The organism is Streptomyces sp. PA03-6a (genome assembly GCF_033792765.1).
Taxonomy (GTDB): Bacteria; Actinomycetota; Actinomycetes; order Streptomycetales; family Streptomycetaceae; genus Actinacidiphila.
The window spans coordinates 1-14,885 of the sequence record NZ_JARAVK010000063.1 but is presented as its reverse complement, the minus strand read 5'-3'; the positions used below and the strand labels follow the sequence as shown (position 1 = coordinate 14,885).

Here is a 14,885-nt window from a genome sequence, read left to right as displayed (position 1 = left end):
GGGGAGCCCGGAGGATCCCGGGCCCTCCTCGGAGGGCTCGTCGCGTACGGCGAGACCCGACAGGGGAGCCAGACCCGACGGCCAGGACCGCCGCGGTCGTGACGACCGCGGTGACCGGCACGACCGGGCCGACCGGGCCGGGGCGCCGGTCACCGCGGTCGGATGGCGGCTGGTCGGCGCCAACAACCGCGAACTGGGCCGCAGCGCGGGCACCTACGCCTCCCTCGCGGAGTGCCAGGCCGCCGTGCTCCTGCTCCGCGAGCACATCGGCCAGGTCCGGGCACAGCTGTCCATGGCCGACGCGGGCGGCACCTGGACGTGGCGCGTCGAACTCGGCGGCAGGAACGTCGCCGTGTCGGGGCGGACGTACCACCGCCTGCGCGAGTGCCAGCAGAACCTCGGCCTCTTCCTGGCCGCGGTCACGGTCGCCGAGATGACCGAGGGCACGGCCCACCGCCCGCGGCTGCGCGGCCTGCGCGCATCGGCGTCCGCGCGGTCTACGCGAGAAGAACCGGACGAACCCCGCAGCGGGCGGGCCCGGCGGGAGACCGCCGTGCAGGCTCCGCCGGTCGCACCCTCCGCGGTCACCGCGCCCACCCCGGTCACCCCGGTCACCGCGGTCACCGCACCCACCGTGCCCGCCGGACCCCGGATCGGGGCGGTGGCGCGATGACCTCCCTCGTTCCCGGCCTCACCGGCACGGAGCCCGGTCCCGCCGCCGAGGACGTGCCGCGCGACATCCGGGCGTCCGCCGAGCCGGCCGACCGCGTCTTCCGCTCCGTCGCCCGGGGCAGCGGTGCCGCGGTGCTCGCGATCATGCTGCTGGTCGGCTTCTTCCTCACCTACCGCGCCTGGGAGGCGCTGAGCGTCGCCGGCTTCTCGTTCCTCACCACCACCGCCTGGGAGCCCGACTCCCACCACTTCGGCATCGCGGCGGTGCTCACCGGCACGGTGCTGATCGGCCTGGTCGCCATCTGCTTCGCGCTGCCCCTGGCGCTGGGCACGGCGCTGTACATCTCGGAGTACGCCCCGCGGCGGCTGAAGCGGTTCCTGGTCAGCCTCGTCGACCTCATGGCGGCGGTGCCGAGCGTGGTCTACGGCCTGTGGGGTGCGTTCTTCCTGCAGGGGCACGTCGTCGGACTCTCCCGCTGGATCTCCACCTACTTCGGCTGGATCCCGATCTTCAAGGTGAACGGGGCCGAACCCGACAACCCGCTCGCGAGCATGACCGTCTACACGTCCTCCACCTTCATCGCCGCCATGGTCGTGGCGCTCATGGTCACCCCGATCGCCTGCTCCGTCATGCGTGAGGCGTTCTCCCAGGCACCGCCCGGCGAGCGCGAGGGCGCGTTCGCCCTCGGCGCCACCAAGTGGGGCATGATCCGCTCCGTCGTCCTGCCCTTCGGGCTCGGCGGCGTGATCGGCGGGACGATGCTCGGCCTCGGCCGGGCACTGGGCGAGACCATCGCGGTCTACATGATCATCTCGCCGGTCTTCGAGATCCAGCCCCACATCCTGCAGAACGGCGCCATCTCCGTGTCGTCGCTGATCGCCCTCCGCTACGGATCCGCGAGCGAACTCGGCATGTCGGCCCTCATGGCCGCGGGTCTCGCCCTCTTCGTCATGACCCTCATCGTCAACTTCATCGCCTCCTCGATCGTGGCGCGCAGCCGCTCGGGCGCGGGGGCGGAGGCCTGAAATGACCGATCTCCTCAAGACACCGCGGACGACGACGCCGACCCGCGAGGACGACGCGGTGCCGGAGGTGCGCCGCAACACCTCGCCCGTGACGGCGGAGGACCGGCTGGCACTGGCCGGCGCACTGGCCGGCTCCGTGGCCCTGACGTTCGTGCTGTTCGGCTGGATCGCCCCGTTCGACTCGCTGCTGGGCTTCGTGGTCGTCGCCTACGTCCTGTTCATCGGCCTGTACGCGGTGCTGGTCTCCCTCGACCAGAACCGCGTCGCGGTGCGCGACCGGGTCGCCGCCGTGATCTGGCAGAGCCTGGCGACGGTGCTCCTGCTGGCCCTGCTCTTCGTGGTCGGATACGCCCTGTACCGCGGCAGACCCGCGCTGACGCACCTCAACTTCTTCACCGAGAACATGGGGGGCACGGGCCCTCTGGCGCCGCTCAGCGAGGGCGGTGTGCTGCACGCGATGGTCGGCACCCTGGAGCAGATCGGCATCGCGCTGGCGATCACCGTGCCGCTGGGCCTGATGTGCGCGGTGTTCCTCAACGAGGTTCCGGGCACCTACGCCCGCTTCGTGCGGACCGTCGTCGAGGCGATGACCGCGCTGCCGTCCATCGTGGCGGGCCTGTTCATCTACGCGACCTTGATCCTCATCCTCCACTTCGAGAAGTCCGGCCTCGCCGCCGGGCTCGCGCTGAGCGTGATGATGCTGCCCATCATCATCCGCGCCGCCGACGTGGTCATCCGCCTGGTGCCGAGCTCCCTGCGCGAGGCCTCCTACGCGCTCGGTTCGGGACAGTGGCGCACGATCTGGACGGTGGTGCTGCCGACCTCCCGCTCCGGTCTCACGACCGCGGTCATCCTGGGCACCGCCCGCGGTATCGGTGAGACCTCCCCGGTGCTGCTCACCGCCGGAGCCAACCCCTCGCTCAACGCCGACCCGCTGAGCGGGCCCCAGGTCTCGCTGCCGCTGGCCACCTTCCAGTTGGTGGCCTCTCCCCAGCCCAACATGATCGCCCGCGGGTTCGGATGCGCCGCGCTGCTGATGGCACTCGTGCTGCTGCTGTTCCTGCTGGCCCGCGTCCTCGGCGGCCGCGGCCCGGGCGAGCTGTCCCGCGGCCAGCAGCACCGGCGGGTGCTGGCCTCCCGCCGCGACGCGGAACGCATGAGCCGCCGTCCGGATCCGCTCGCGCAGGCCGCAGCCGCAGCCGCGACCGGGACCCGGCCGTGACCGTCCATCCCGCCCGCACGCAGGGCACCGACCGCACCGATCAGGAGTCACCCGTCATGCCCGGAGCACGTCCGGCATCTTCCGAACGTCCCCGCGTCAGAGTCCTGACCGCCCTCGCCCTGATGCTGGCGGCGCTGCTGTTCGGCGCCTCGCTGCCCGTCGCCGAGGAGGCGTCCGCCGCGACGTACGTCCCGATCGCGGGCGCCGGCTCCACATGGAGCCAGAACGCGATGGACCAGTGGACGGCCAACGTCCAGCAGTACAACATGAAGGTCACCTACAACGGCACCGGTTCCTCCGACGGCCGCAACCAGTACCGCAACGGCACCGTCGACTTCGCCGTCTCCGAGATCCCCTACGGCATCAAGGACTCGGGTGTCGTCGACACCCCGCCGCGCCGCAAGTACGCGTACATGCCGATCGTGGCCGGCGGCACGTCGTTCATGTACAACCTCAAGATCGGCAACCGGCAGGTGACCAACCTGCGGCTGTCCGGTGAGGTCATCACCAAGATCTTCACCGGTGTCATCAAGACCTGGAACGACCCGGCGATCAAGAAGGACAACCCGGCGCTCGCGGCGTCGCTGCCGGCGCGTCCGGTCATCCCCGTGGTCCGCTCGGACGGCTCCGGCACCACCGCGCAGTTCACGACCTGGATGGCCAAGCAGTACGGCGGGCTGTGGGACGACTACTGCCGCAAGGCCGGCCGCACCACGCCGTGCGGCACGACGTCCATCTACCCCAAGATCTCCGGATCCCCCGTCGTCGCCCAGGCGGGCTCCAACGGCGTCTCCGGCTACGTCGCCGCGCAGCGCAACGTCGGCACGATCACCTACGTCGAGTACTCCTACGCGAAGGTCACCACGCACTTCCCGGTGGTCAAGGTGCTCAACAAGGCGGGCTACTACGTCGAGCCGACCGACAAGAACGTGGCGGTGGCGCTGCTGAAGGCGCAGATCGACGACAAGACGCTCACCCAGAAGCTGGACGGCGTCTACAACGACACGGACCGCCGGACCTACCCCCTGTCCAGCTACAGCTACATGATCATTCCCACCAAGGTCGAGAACAACTTCAGCGAGCTGAAGGGCAGGACCCTCGGCGCCTTCGCGTACTACTTCCTGTGCGAGGGCCAGAAGAGCGTCGGCAAACTCGGGTTCTCGCCCCTGCCGATCAACCTGGTGCAGGCCGGGCTCGACCAGGTGCGCCGCATCCCCGGGGTCGACGTCGAGTCGATCGACGTCAAGAACTGCCAGAACCCCACCTTCTCCACCGACGGCACCAACACCCTCGCCAAGAACGCGCCCTACCCGAAGGACTGCGACAAGCAGGGAAGCAGCCAGTGCGCCACGGGCACCGGCGGCAACACGGCCTCGACCACGGTCAAGGGCGGCTCCGGTTCGTCGGGCGGTTCGGGCTCCGGCGGTTCCGGCAGCGGTACGTCCGGCAGCGGGGGCGGTTCCTCCACGGGCGCGAGCGGTGGGAGTCAGGGCGGCACGACGTCCGGCGGCGCCGACGCGAGCGCCTCGCCCTCGGTCGACCCGGACACGGGACAGGTGATCGCGAACGACGGTTCGGCCACCGGCGGCGACGACGGGGCGTACGCCACGCCGGTCACCACCGCCGGCAGCATCGGCGGCGGCACGCGCACCGCCCTGATGGTGCTCGCCGCGGTGCTGCTGCTGACGCTCACGGTCGCGCCGCCGCTGCTCACGTCGCTGCTGAACACGAAGCGGAGGCGGTCGTGATCCCCTCGCGCTTCCGCCGGGCGGCACATCGCGCCGTGCTCGTCGCCTGCGCCCTGGTGATGGCCGCGGCGGCCGCGCCGGCCACCGTGTCGCAGGCCGACTCAGGCTCCACGATGACCGTCTCCGGCAAGGGGGAATTCGCCGACCTCAAGGTGACCGTCGACCAGACGAGCAGCCTGGTCAACCAGGTCGTGAAGATCACCTGGAAGGACGCGGTCCCCACCGTCGACGACAGCAAGTACCCCGCCGACTACCTGCAGATCATGCAGTGCTGGGGCGACGACCCCGCGGGCCCGAGCCCCGAGCAGTGCCAGTTCGGCGGTTCGGCCGACCTCGGCGCGGGCACGGGCGGGCAGGCGGCCGGCGCCTGGACCAACACCCGGCAGCTCAGCTACGGCGGCCTCAAGGACCCCGCGCAGACGCTGCCGCCGCCCGCCACGGGCAGCAACATCTCGTTCGCGCCCTTCCGCGCCGTGAGCGGCGACGTGTTCGACAGCGGCAACACCAACGACTTCTTCGACTCGAACACCACCAACGAGGTGCCCTACGCGCGCACCGGTTCCAGCGGCACCGGGGAGGTGTACTTCGAGGTCCAGACCGCGGCGGAGGCCCCCGGTCTCGGCTGCGGGGACGTCCCGAAGGGGAAGTCCGGCGCGCGCTCGTGCTGGCTCGTCGTCGTCCCCCGTGGTGAGACGGAGGTCGACGGGACCTCGTACCGGGCGCAGTCGGACGGCCTGCTCCAGTCCTCGCCGCTGTCGGCGACCAACTGGAAGGAGCGCCTGGTCTTCCCGCTGCGCTTCGAGCGGGCCGGCACCTACTGCCCGATCGGGGCCGCCGAGCGTCCCACCCTCGGCACCGAGATGGCCGCCGAGGCCGTGCACCGCTGGCAGCCCACCCTCTGCCAGACCGGCAACAAGACCATCTACGGCTTCGCGCAGGCCGGCGACGTCGGCGCTCGCGAGAACCTGACCGTGGACGAGCCGGGCATGGTGTTCCTCAACCGTGCGGCGGATCCGGCCACCTTGCCCCCGGACACCAAGCCTGTCTACGCGCCGGTGACCCTGTCCGGGCTGACCCTCGGGTTCTTCATCGAGAGCCACGCGGCGTCCTCCGCCTCCGAAGAGGTCCACGCACGCAACGGCAACCGGCTGACCTCGCTCAACCTCACCCCGCGACTGGTCGCCAAACTGCTCACCGAGTCGTACCAGGACGGCAACTCGCGCTTCGCCGAGAGCACCGCGAAGAACCCGTACAACCTGGGGCACGACCCGGAGTTCATCAAGTACAACCCCCGCTACGAGGACCTGGACTTCCTCGGCGCCCTCGGCGACGCGCTGGTGCCGCAGCCGCTCTCCGACGCGGCCTCGCAGCTGTGGAGCTGGGTCGACAGCGACCCCGCCGCGCGGGAGTTCCTCGACGGCACGCCCGACAACGAGGGCAGCCACGGCGATCCGGGCTTCTCGGGCATGACGGTCAACCCGAACTACAAGGACCTGGACCTGCCCGTCGACGGCTTCCCGAAGAGCGACCCGTACTGCCAGCAGTTCCCGGACCACCCGGACCAGCCGCTGTGCATCCTGGACAAGCACCCCTACGCGACCGACATGAAGAACGCGGCCCGCTCCGCCGCCCGCGGCGACACCCTGGCCCGCGGCAACTGGGACCCGACCGGCCAGCCGCCCGCGTACAAGAAGGATCCCCCGCAGCCGGCGGGCCGGCGGGCCATCCTCGCGGTGACCGACACCGCGACCGCCCGGCGTTACGGACTGGTGACGGCCAAGCTGCAGAACGCCTCGGGCGCGTTCGTGGCGCCCACCGACGCGGCCATGCTCGCCGCGCAGAAGGCGATGAAGCCCGGCCCGGTCAGCGGGGTCCTGGTGGGCGACCCCAAGGCCGGGGCCAAGGACGCCTACCCGCTCACGCTCCTCACCTACGCCGCCACCATCCCGGAGAAGCTGTCCAAGCGGGAGGGCCGCGACTACGCCGCGCTGCTGCGGTACGCCGCCGGGAAGGGCCAGGTGCCCGGAGTGACCGCCGGCACCCTGCCCGACGGGTACGCCCCGCTGCCGGCGTCGCTGCGCAAGCAGACCGAGTCGGCCGCCGACGCCATCGTGTCCCGGTCGGGCCCCTCCGCGCCCGAGGAGGAGAGCGAGAACACCTCCGGCGGCACGGGCGGCGGTGGCGGCGGTCAGACCGTCGGCACCGCGCCGTCCTCCACGCCGTCCCCCTCGGACCCGCCGGCGGCCCCGGTGACCGCCTCGCCGCCGCCGGTCCCCGTGGCCGCCGACGTCCCGCTGTCCCGCACGCCCGAGTGGGTGCTGGGCGCCGTGCGCTACGTCCTCCTGATCGCCCTGGTCGCCGGGCTCGTCGCGGCCGTCTGCGGCCCCCTCCTGCCGAGGGTGGCGCCGCGGCTCGCTGCAGGTCTGCAGACCTGGCGTGCCAAGGGCACGTCCGGCCGAGAGCCGAGGGGGTGATGCCCGAACCCGAGACCACGACAGGTCCGCGCCAACGAACTGTCTGAAACAACCGTGCCGGGCATCACCCGGCGCAAGCCTATCCGAGAGGTAAACGCAAGTGAACATACGCAAGTTCGCGGTGGCCGCCGTCGGCGTCGCCGGTCTGCTCACCGGCACCGTCTGCGCCAGCGTCGCCGTCGCCGACCCTTCCGGCGCCCCGGCCTTCCGCCAGCTGTCCGGTGTGGGCTCCGACACCACCCAGGACGTCATGAACGGCATGGCCCAGTCGATCACGATCGGCGGCCAGAAGGTGATCGGCTCCTACGACGCCACCGGTTCGGCGAAGATCACCACCAAGAGCGGCACGACCTGCACCATCGACCGCCCGAACGGCTCGGGTGCCGGCCGCAACGCGCTGGTCGCCTCCCTGCAGGCGAATGACAACTGCCTGGACTTCGCCCGGTCCTCCAGCCTCAGCCTGGGCGCCGTCGACCCGGACCTCACCTACGTCCCGTTCGCCGTGGACGGCGTGACCTACGCGATCACCGGCTCCAGCCAGATCCCGCGCAAGCTCACGCTGAACGACCTGAAGCAGATCTACACCTGCAACAAGGACTACGTGGGCACCGCTCCCAACTTCACCATGACGGCGTACCTCCCGCAGGCGGGCTCCGGCACGCGCAGCTTCTGGGAGTCCACCGTCGGCATCTCGGACACCGACGTGAAGAACGGCGTCTACCCCTGCATCAAGGACGCCAAGGGCGGCAACCCGGTGCAGGAGCACGACGGCCGCATCCTCGACGACAAGTCGATCGTGCCGTTCTCCATCGCCCAGTACAACTCGCAGTCCACGCAGACCATCGCGGACCTGCGCGGCAAGGCGGTCCTCGGCACCATCGACGGCATCGCGCCGACCGTGCTGAACAGCAGCTTCGGTGTGAAGCGCGACGTCTACAACGTGATCCCGACCAGCAAGGTCGGCACCGCGCCGTGGAGCACGGTCTTCGTCGGCTCCAACTCGCTGATCTGCCAGAAGACCGACGTGATCAACACCTACGGCTTCGCCGCCAACGCCAACTGCGGTGACACCAGCAAGCAGACCCCCTGATCCACGCCCTGCTGTCTCCGTCACTTCCGCAACCTCCGAAGAGGGAGAACACGACAGTGTTCAAGAACAAGCTCTCGCGGGCCCTGGCGGGCGGTCTCGCGAGCCTGGTCGCCGCCTGCGCGGCGGGCCTGATCGCGGCCCCGGCCGCGCACGCCGCCGAGATCGGCACCGTCACCTTCAACCCGGCCACCGGCACCGACACCACGGGCATCGCGCTGACCACCTCGGACGCGTGTCCCGACGAGGCGACCAACGTCATCGTGTCCGTGACCGGTTCGGGCTTCCCGGCCGAGGGCCAGACCGTCGTCGGCAACGCGTCGAAGGACATCTACCCGATCTCCGGTGACGGCGGGATGATCGTCCCGCTGACGCAGACGATGCGCGACTACGCCAAGGACGCCGGCTTCAACGAGCTGAAGGGCGAGTACTCCTTCAAGGTCACCTGCCGGCTGGCCTTCGGCTCCTCGAACTTCGGCGACTTCACCGGATCGATCTGGTTCACGTCCAACGAGACGTACCAGAACACCGACCCGAGCGTGAAGACCGACACCTCCACCGCCCTCGCGGTCAGCCCAGCCAGCCCGGTCACCGAGGGCGAGACCGTCACGCTGACCGCCAACGTGGCCCCGGCGGCCGCCGAGGGCAAGGTGCAGTTCAAGGACAACGGCACCGCGCTCGGCTCCCCGGTCGCCGTCTCCGGCGGCACCGCGGTCCTCACCACGAACGCCCTGGCCGCGGGCGACCACGACCTGACCGCCGAGTTCACCCCGACCGGCGCCGCCTACAACCCGTCAGCCTCCACCGCGGTGGCGTACAAGGTGAACGCACCGCAGGCGACCGCGACGACGACCTCGCTGGCCATCTCGCCGTCCGACACCACGCCGCAGTTCAGCCCGGTCACCATGAACGCCACGGTCACCCCCGCCGCCGCGGCCGGCTCCGTGAAGTTCCAGGACACCGTGGGCGGCGCCACCACCACGCTGGCCACCGTCCCCGTCTCGGGCGGCCAGGCCTCCTACACCACCAGCAGCCTGGCGAAGGGCGAGCACAGCTTCTCCGCGGCCTTCGTCCCGGCGAACAGCGCGGCCTACACCGGTTCCGACTCCGGTGCGGTCCCGTACCTGATCGGTGACTTCGCCGGCGTCTCCGCCTCGCAGGACATCACCACGACCGTCGAGTCCGGCGCCCTGGTCATCAGCGTCGACAACCCGCACGTCACGCTGCCGTCGCCGGTGCTGAACGCCGACGGCGACCTGCTGACCACCACGGGCGGGATCAACACGGTCACCCTGACCGACGCCCGCGCCGGCAACCCCGGCTGGAGCGTCAGCGGCCAGGTGACCGACTTCTCCGACGGCGGCACGCACGCCATCAACGGCCAGAACCTGGGCTGGACGCCGGACGTGGTCGACCACGCCCCGGCGCAGACCGTCACCGCCGGCTCCGCGGTCTCCGCGGCGCAGGGCGTCGCCCCCGGCGACGCCGGCCAGGGCGGCCTGAAGTCCTCCCGCTCCCTCGCCACCGGTACCGGCCTCGGTACCGCGCACCTGGGTGCGGGCCTCTCCCTGAACGTGCCGACCTCGACCGTGGCCGGCACCTACACCGCGACCCTCACCCTCACGGCGATCTGAGCCGGCGGACGGCCCGGGGGCGGTGACGCCCCCGGGTCCGGCCCGGACCGGGACGGGCAGCGATGCCCGTCCCGGCAAGCACGTCCCGCACCACCCCGTCCCACCCGCGCCCGATCGGACGACCTGACATGATCACACGATCAGCCCGCCGTATCGCCGCCGTCCTGGCCGCCTGCGTCCTCGCCGTACTCCCGGCCGCCGAAACGGCGTCGGCCGCCGCCCCGCAGGCCGCCGCCTCGCACGCGGCCGCCGCACGACCCGGCGCGGGCCCGAACGGGCGCACCACCTTCGGCGTCCAGCCGTCCACGGCCGACAAGCCCGACGGCCGGCCCAACTACTCCTACGGCGTGACCCCGGGTGCCGTCATCCGGGACCACATCGCCATCTGGAACTACAGCGCCAAGCCCCTGACGCTGAGCGTCTACGCCGCCGACGCCATCAACTCCGCCGAGGGCGGCTTCGACCTGCTCGCCCGGGCCGCCAGGTCCAGCGACGCCGGCACCTGGATCAAGCTCGGCAGGTCCCGGGTGACCGTGGCCGCCCGTTCCCGCGTCATCGTCCCCTTCACGCTGACCGTGCCGCGCACGGTCGCCCCCGGCGACCACCCCGCCGGCATCGTCGCGTCGCTGTCCGCGGTCCGCACCGGCGCCAAGGGCGACCGGGTCCAGGTCGACCAGCGCGTCGGCGCCCGGATGTACCTGCGGGTGGCCGGCCAACTCAGGCCGCTGCTCGCCGTCGAGGACCTGCACACCGACTACCACGGCACGGCCAACCCCTTCGGGACCGGCACCGCGACGGTGTCGTACACCGTGCGCAACACCGGCAACGTCCGGCTGGCCGCCGAGCAGACGGTCCGCGTCCGCGACGCGTTCGGGGGCATCGCCACGGTGAAGGGCTCGCGCGACCTCGCCGAGGTCCTCCCGGGCAACGCTCTGAGGATCAGCGTCACGGCCACCGGCGTCCTGCCGACGGTGCGGGACACCACCACCGTCTCGGTCGACGCGGTCTCGGTGCGCGGTGACGTCGCGATCGCCGACCTGCCGAGCCTGACCCGCTCCCAGGGCTTCTGGGCCGTGCCCTGGTCCCTGTTCGCCGTCCTGGCGGTCGTCGCCGCGGTGGCCGTCGCATGGTGGGTCCGCCGCAGGCGCCGCCGCCGTGGACCGCGTCCGGACGCCGCCCGCACCGCCGGGACCGCGCCGAAGAAGCCGGCCCCCGCCTCGCGTGCCTCCGCTCCCGTCGCCATGGTGCTGGCCGCCCTCTCGCTGTGGGCGGCCGCGCCCGCGGCCCACGCCGCGGCGCCCGGCGACCTCACGGTCGCGCCGCAGCACGGCAGCGCCGCCGAGCCCATCACCCTGACCGCCGCCGGGCCCTGCCCCGACGGGACGCGGAACGTCATCGCCCGGGTCAAGGGCGCCGGATTCCCCCGCGACGGCAAGATCGTCGTCGGCAACTCCGAGATCGGCACCTACCCTTCGGCACCGGGCGGCGGGCTGGTGATCCCGCTGACCTACACGATGCAGGACTACGCCCACGACGCCGGCTTCAGCACCCTGCGCGGCACCTACACCTTCACCGTCAGCTGCCTTGAGGCCCCTTTCGGCCTCAAGAGCCTGCGGGACCTCACCGGTTCGCTCCGCTTCACCTCCGGCACCACCTACACGGACGGCACCCGGGCCACCCCCGAGAAGCCCGCGGCGGGAACCTCCGCTCAGCCGGGCGGCACCGCACGTCCGGGGCAGTCGTCCACCCCCGGCGGGTCGGGCCGGACGGCCCCCGCCGACGGCCAGGGCGGTCAGGGCGGTCAGGGCGGTCAGGGCCTCGTGCCCCCGGCCTCCCCGGACGCCTCCGGTGCGCCTGCCCAGGGCGGTGTCACCGGGGTCGTGAACGCCGCCTCGGCCGACCCGGCCGGGGACGCGCACGGCTCCCTCGTCGCCTGGTCGCTCGGCGGCTTCGCGGTCGCCTTCCTGGTGCTCCTGGCGGGCGCCGCCCAGTGGGTGCGGGGGCGCAGGGGACGTGCCGCGCGGGCGGACACGTCCGGCTGAGCACCCGTCACCCCGTCCATTCACCAAGCAAGACAAGAGGAGAAAGACAGTGTCCTTCACACGCCTGCACCGCTCGACCGCGGCCGCACTCGGCTCGCTCGTCCTGGCCGGCGGGGCGGTGGGCATCATGGCCGCGACCTCCGCGCACGCGGAGACCATCGGCACGCTGAAGGTGACCCCGGCCACCGGCTCGGACACCGTCGGGATGGCGTTCGACACCTCGGGGCCGTGCCCCGCGGCGGCGGCCAACGTCATCCTCAAGGTGCAGGGCGAGGGCTTCCCGGCCGAGGGCCAGAACGTGGTGGGCAACTCGGAGATCGCCATCTACCAGCCGGCGCCCGGCGGCGGCTTCTCCGTGCCGTTGATGCAGACGATGCGCGACTACGCGAAGGACGCGGGGTTCAAGGAGCTGAAGGGCCGTTACGACTTCACCCTGACCTGCCGCAACGCCTTCGGGGCCGACACGTACGGCGACTTCACCACCGCCATCTGGTTCACCACCAACACCACCTACCAGGACACCGACCCCGCGGGTGGCACCCCGACGCCCACGCCGACCCCGAGCACCACCCCGACGAACACCACCACGCCGACGGACAGCCCCACGCCGACGACGGACCCGACCGACACCGGCGAGCCGACGGACACCGGAGAACCGACGGACACCGACGAGCCCACGGACACCACCGGTGGTGACACCAGTGGTGACACGGGTGACGACACCACGGGCGGCGATTCGCAGGACATCTCCACCGAGGTCGACGGCGGCGCCTCGGGCGGTGACGACGACTCGCTGGCGGCCACCGGCGCCGACGCGGGCTGGCTCGCCGCCGTCGCGGCCGCCCTGGTCGGGTCCGGCACGATCGCCGTCCGGCAGGCCCGCCGCCGCGGTCTGCTGTCCTTCACCGACTCCTCGAACGACTGAGACGGCGGGAGACGACCATGAAGATCACCACCGTACGCCGGCGACTGTCGCTCGTGCTCGCCTCGGCGATCGCCGCGGGCGGCATCGCCGTCGCCGCCGCCGGGACCGCCAGGGCCGAGGTCATCGGCTCCATGGAGGTCGCCCCGGCCACCGGCACGGACGTGTCGGGGATGTCGCTCACCACCTCGGGGCCCTGCCCCGAGGACGCGACCAACCTGATCGTCAAGGTGAAGGGCGCCGGCTTCCCGGCCGAGGGCCAGAACGTGGTGGGCAACTCGGAGATCGCCATCTACCCGGCGGTGCCCGGCGGCGGGTTCACCGTGCCGCTGATGCAGACGATGCGCGACTACGCGAAGGATGCGGGCTTCACCGAGCTGAAGGGCCGCTACGACTTCACCCTGACCTGCCGCAAGGCCTTCGGGGCCGACACCTTCGGCGACTTCACCTCGGCCATCTGGTTCACCTCCAACACCACGTACCAGAGCACCCCGCCCCCCACCCAGGTCGCCACCACGACCACCCTCGCCGCATCCCCGGCGAGCCCGGTGGTCCAGGGCACTTCGGTCAAGCTCACCGCGACGGTGGCCCCCGCCGCGGCCGCGGGCTCGGTCCGCTTCCTCGACGGCGCGACCCAGATCGGCTCCCCGGTCGCGGTGTCGAACGGCGCGGCGTCGCTGACCACCACCGCCCTGGGCGTCGGCACCCACGCGCTGAGCGCGGCGTTCACCCCGGCCGACGCGGCGGCGTACAAGCCGTCGGCTTCCGCGGCGCTCCCGTACACCGTCAAGGTCAAGCCCCCGGTCGTCGTCACGGCCCCGAAGGTGACCGGCACCGTGAAGGTCGCCTCGACGGTGACCTGCTCCGCCACGTTCGGCGGGGCGACCTCGTACGCGTACGCCTGGCTGCGCGACAACAAGGTCGTCAGCGGCGCGACCGCGAAGACCTGGGGCCTGACCTCCGGCGACTACAAGCACAAGGTCGCCTGCCGGGTGACCGCCAAGAACACCACCGGCAGCACCGCGGCGACGAGCCCCGCGGTGACCGTGGGCGTCGGCCCGGCCCTGAAGAACACCAAGCTGCCGACGATCAGCGGCACCGCCAGGACCGGCAAGCGGCTCACCGCCAAGGCCGGCAGCTGGAAGCCCTCGGCCACGTCCTACAGCTACGAGTGGCGGCGCGACGGCAAGGCGATCCGCGGTGCCACGCACTCCACGTACGTGCTGACCAAGGCCGACCGCGGGCACCGCGTCGCGCTCAAGATCACCGCGAAGCGGTCGGGCTACACCAACGGCAGCGCCACCTCCAAGTCGGTGAGGGTGGGATGACCCCGGTCGGCACCCCGGTCCGCGTGGCTCCCGCCCACGACCGGCCCGCCCCCTCGGGGAACGGGCCGGCGGACCTCACCCCGCCGGGGCCGGAGGCCGGCCGGACGCGCACCACGCGTCCGGCCGGCCCCGGCCTGCGGGTCGCCGGGGCGGCCCTGAGCATCCTGGCGGCCCTGCTCCTCGGCTTCGTCGTGGACGTGGGCCTGCTCGGCCAGGTCCGCCACGCCCGCGACCAGCAGGTCGACTACGCCGCCCTGCGCAATGACCTCGCCAACGGGGTGGCACCCGTGGGCGGTTCGGGCGACGGCGTCAAGCCGCTCACGACCGGTACCCCGGTGGCGGTGCTCTCCGTCCCCGGGCTCGGACTGCGCGAGGTCGTCGGCGAGGGCACCACCTCGGAGGTCCTGACCCGCGGCCCGGGCCACCGCCGTGACACACCGCTGCCCGGCCAGGCCGGCACCAGCGTCATCATGGGGCGCCAGGCCACCTACGGAGGCCCCTTCCGGCACCTGGGCGGCCTCCACCCGGGCGAGCAGCTCACCGTGACCACCGGCCAGGGCGTGCACCGCTACCGCGTCGTCGCGGTCCGCCGCGCCGGTGACCCCCAGCCCGCGCCGCCCGCGGCCGGCAAGGGCCGCCTGACGCTGATCACCGCCGAGGGCACCGCCTTCATGCCGCGCGGCATCCTGCGGGTGGACGCCGACCTGATGTCCGACGTCCAGCCCGCCTC

11 protein-coding genes are annotated in these 14,885 nt (G+C 72.2%); all 11 read left to right on the top strand.

What is annotated here, in order from left to right; genetic code table 11:
- Positions 1-673, top strand: a 673-nt coding sequence (locus PV350_RS17335) for a hypothetical protein (protein ID WP_500334682.1), incomplete at its 5' end; no start/stop codon positions are given.
- Positions 670-1,698, top strand: coding sequence for a phosphate ABC transporter permease subunit PstC (pstC, locus tag PV350_RS17330; protein WP_500334680.1), 1,029 nt, complete (start codon positions 670-672; stop codon positions 1,696-1,698). The genes PV350_RS17335 and pstC, both read left to right, overlap by 4 nt.
- A 1-nt stretch (position 1,699) precedes the next feature.
- Positions 1,700-2,920 carry a phosphate ABC transporter permease PstA gene (gene pstA / locus PV350_RS17325; protein WP_500334678.1) on the top strand — a complete coding sequence of 407 codons (1,221 nt, stop codon included), beginning with the start codon at positions 1,700-1,702 and terminating at the stop codon, positions 2,918-2,920.
- Positions 2,921-2,976: 56 nt separating this feature from the next.
- Entirely contained in the window at positions 2,977-4,668 is a 1,692-nt protein-coding gene (pstS, locus tag PV350_RS17320) for a phosphate ABC transporter substrate-binding protein PstS (RefSeq protein ID WP_499511956.1), read from the top strand.
- Positions 4,665-7,142 (top strand): hypothetical protein, encoded by a 2,478-nt coding sequence (locus tag PV350_RS17315; protein WP_500334676.1) that lies wholly within the window; start codon positions 4,665-4,667, stop codon positions 7,140-7,142. The genes pstS and PV350_RS17315 overlap by 4 nt, the downstream gene beginning before the upstream one ends.
- A gap of 100 nt (positions 7,143-7,242) precedes the next feature.
- Complete coding sequence (locus PV350_RS17310; RefSeq protein ID WP_499511954.1) at positions 7,243-8,232, top strand: hypothetical protein; 990 nt, start codon at positions 7,243-7,245, stop codon at positions 8,230-8,232.
- Positions 8,233-8,288: 56 nt separating this feature from the next.
- Entirely contained in the window at positions 8,289-9,863 is a 1,575-nt protein-coding gene (locus tag PV350_RS17305) for an Ig-like domain-containing protein (RefSeq protein ID WP_500334674.1), read from the top strand.
- 128 nt (positions 9,864-9,991) lie between these two features.
- Positions 9,992-11,905: a hypothetical protein gene (locus PV350_RS17300; protein WP_500334673.1), complete on the top strand. Its 1,914-nt coding sequence runs from the start codon at positions 9,992-9,994 to the stop codon at positions 11,903-11,905.
- 49 nt (positions 11,906-11,954) lie between these two features.
- Positions 11,955-12,830: a hypothetical protein gene (locus tag PV350_RS17295; RefSeq protein ID WP_500334671.1), complete on the top strand. Its 876-nt coding sequence runs from the start codon at positions 11,955-11,957 to the stop codon at positions 12,828-12,830.
- Positions 12,831-12,847: 17 nt separating this feature from the next.
- Positions 12,848-14,155, top strand: a complete 1,308-nt coding sequence (locus PV350_RS17290; protein ID WP_500334669.1) for an Ig-like domain-containing protein — start codon at positions 12,848-12,850, stop codon at positions 14,153-14,155.
- On the top strand, positions 14,152-14,885 hold a 734-nt coding region (locus PV350_RS17285; protein ID WP_500334667.1), incomplete at its 3' end, for a sortase domain-containing protein. The genes PV350_RS17290 and PV350_RS17285, both read left to right, overlap by 4 nt.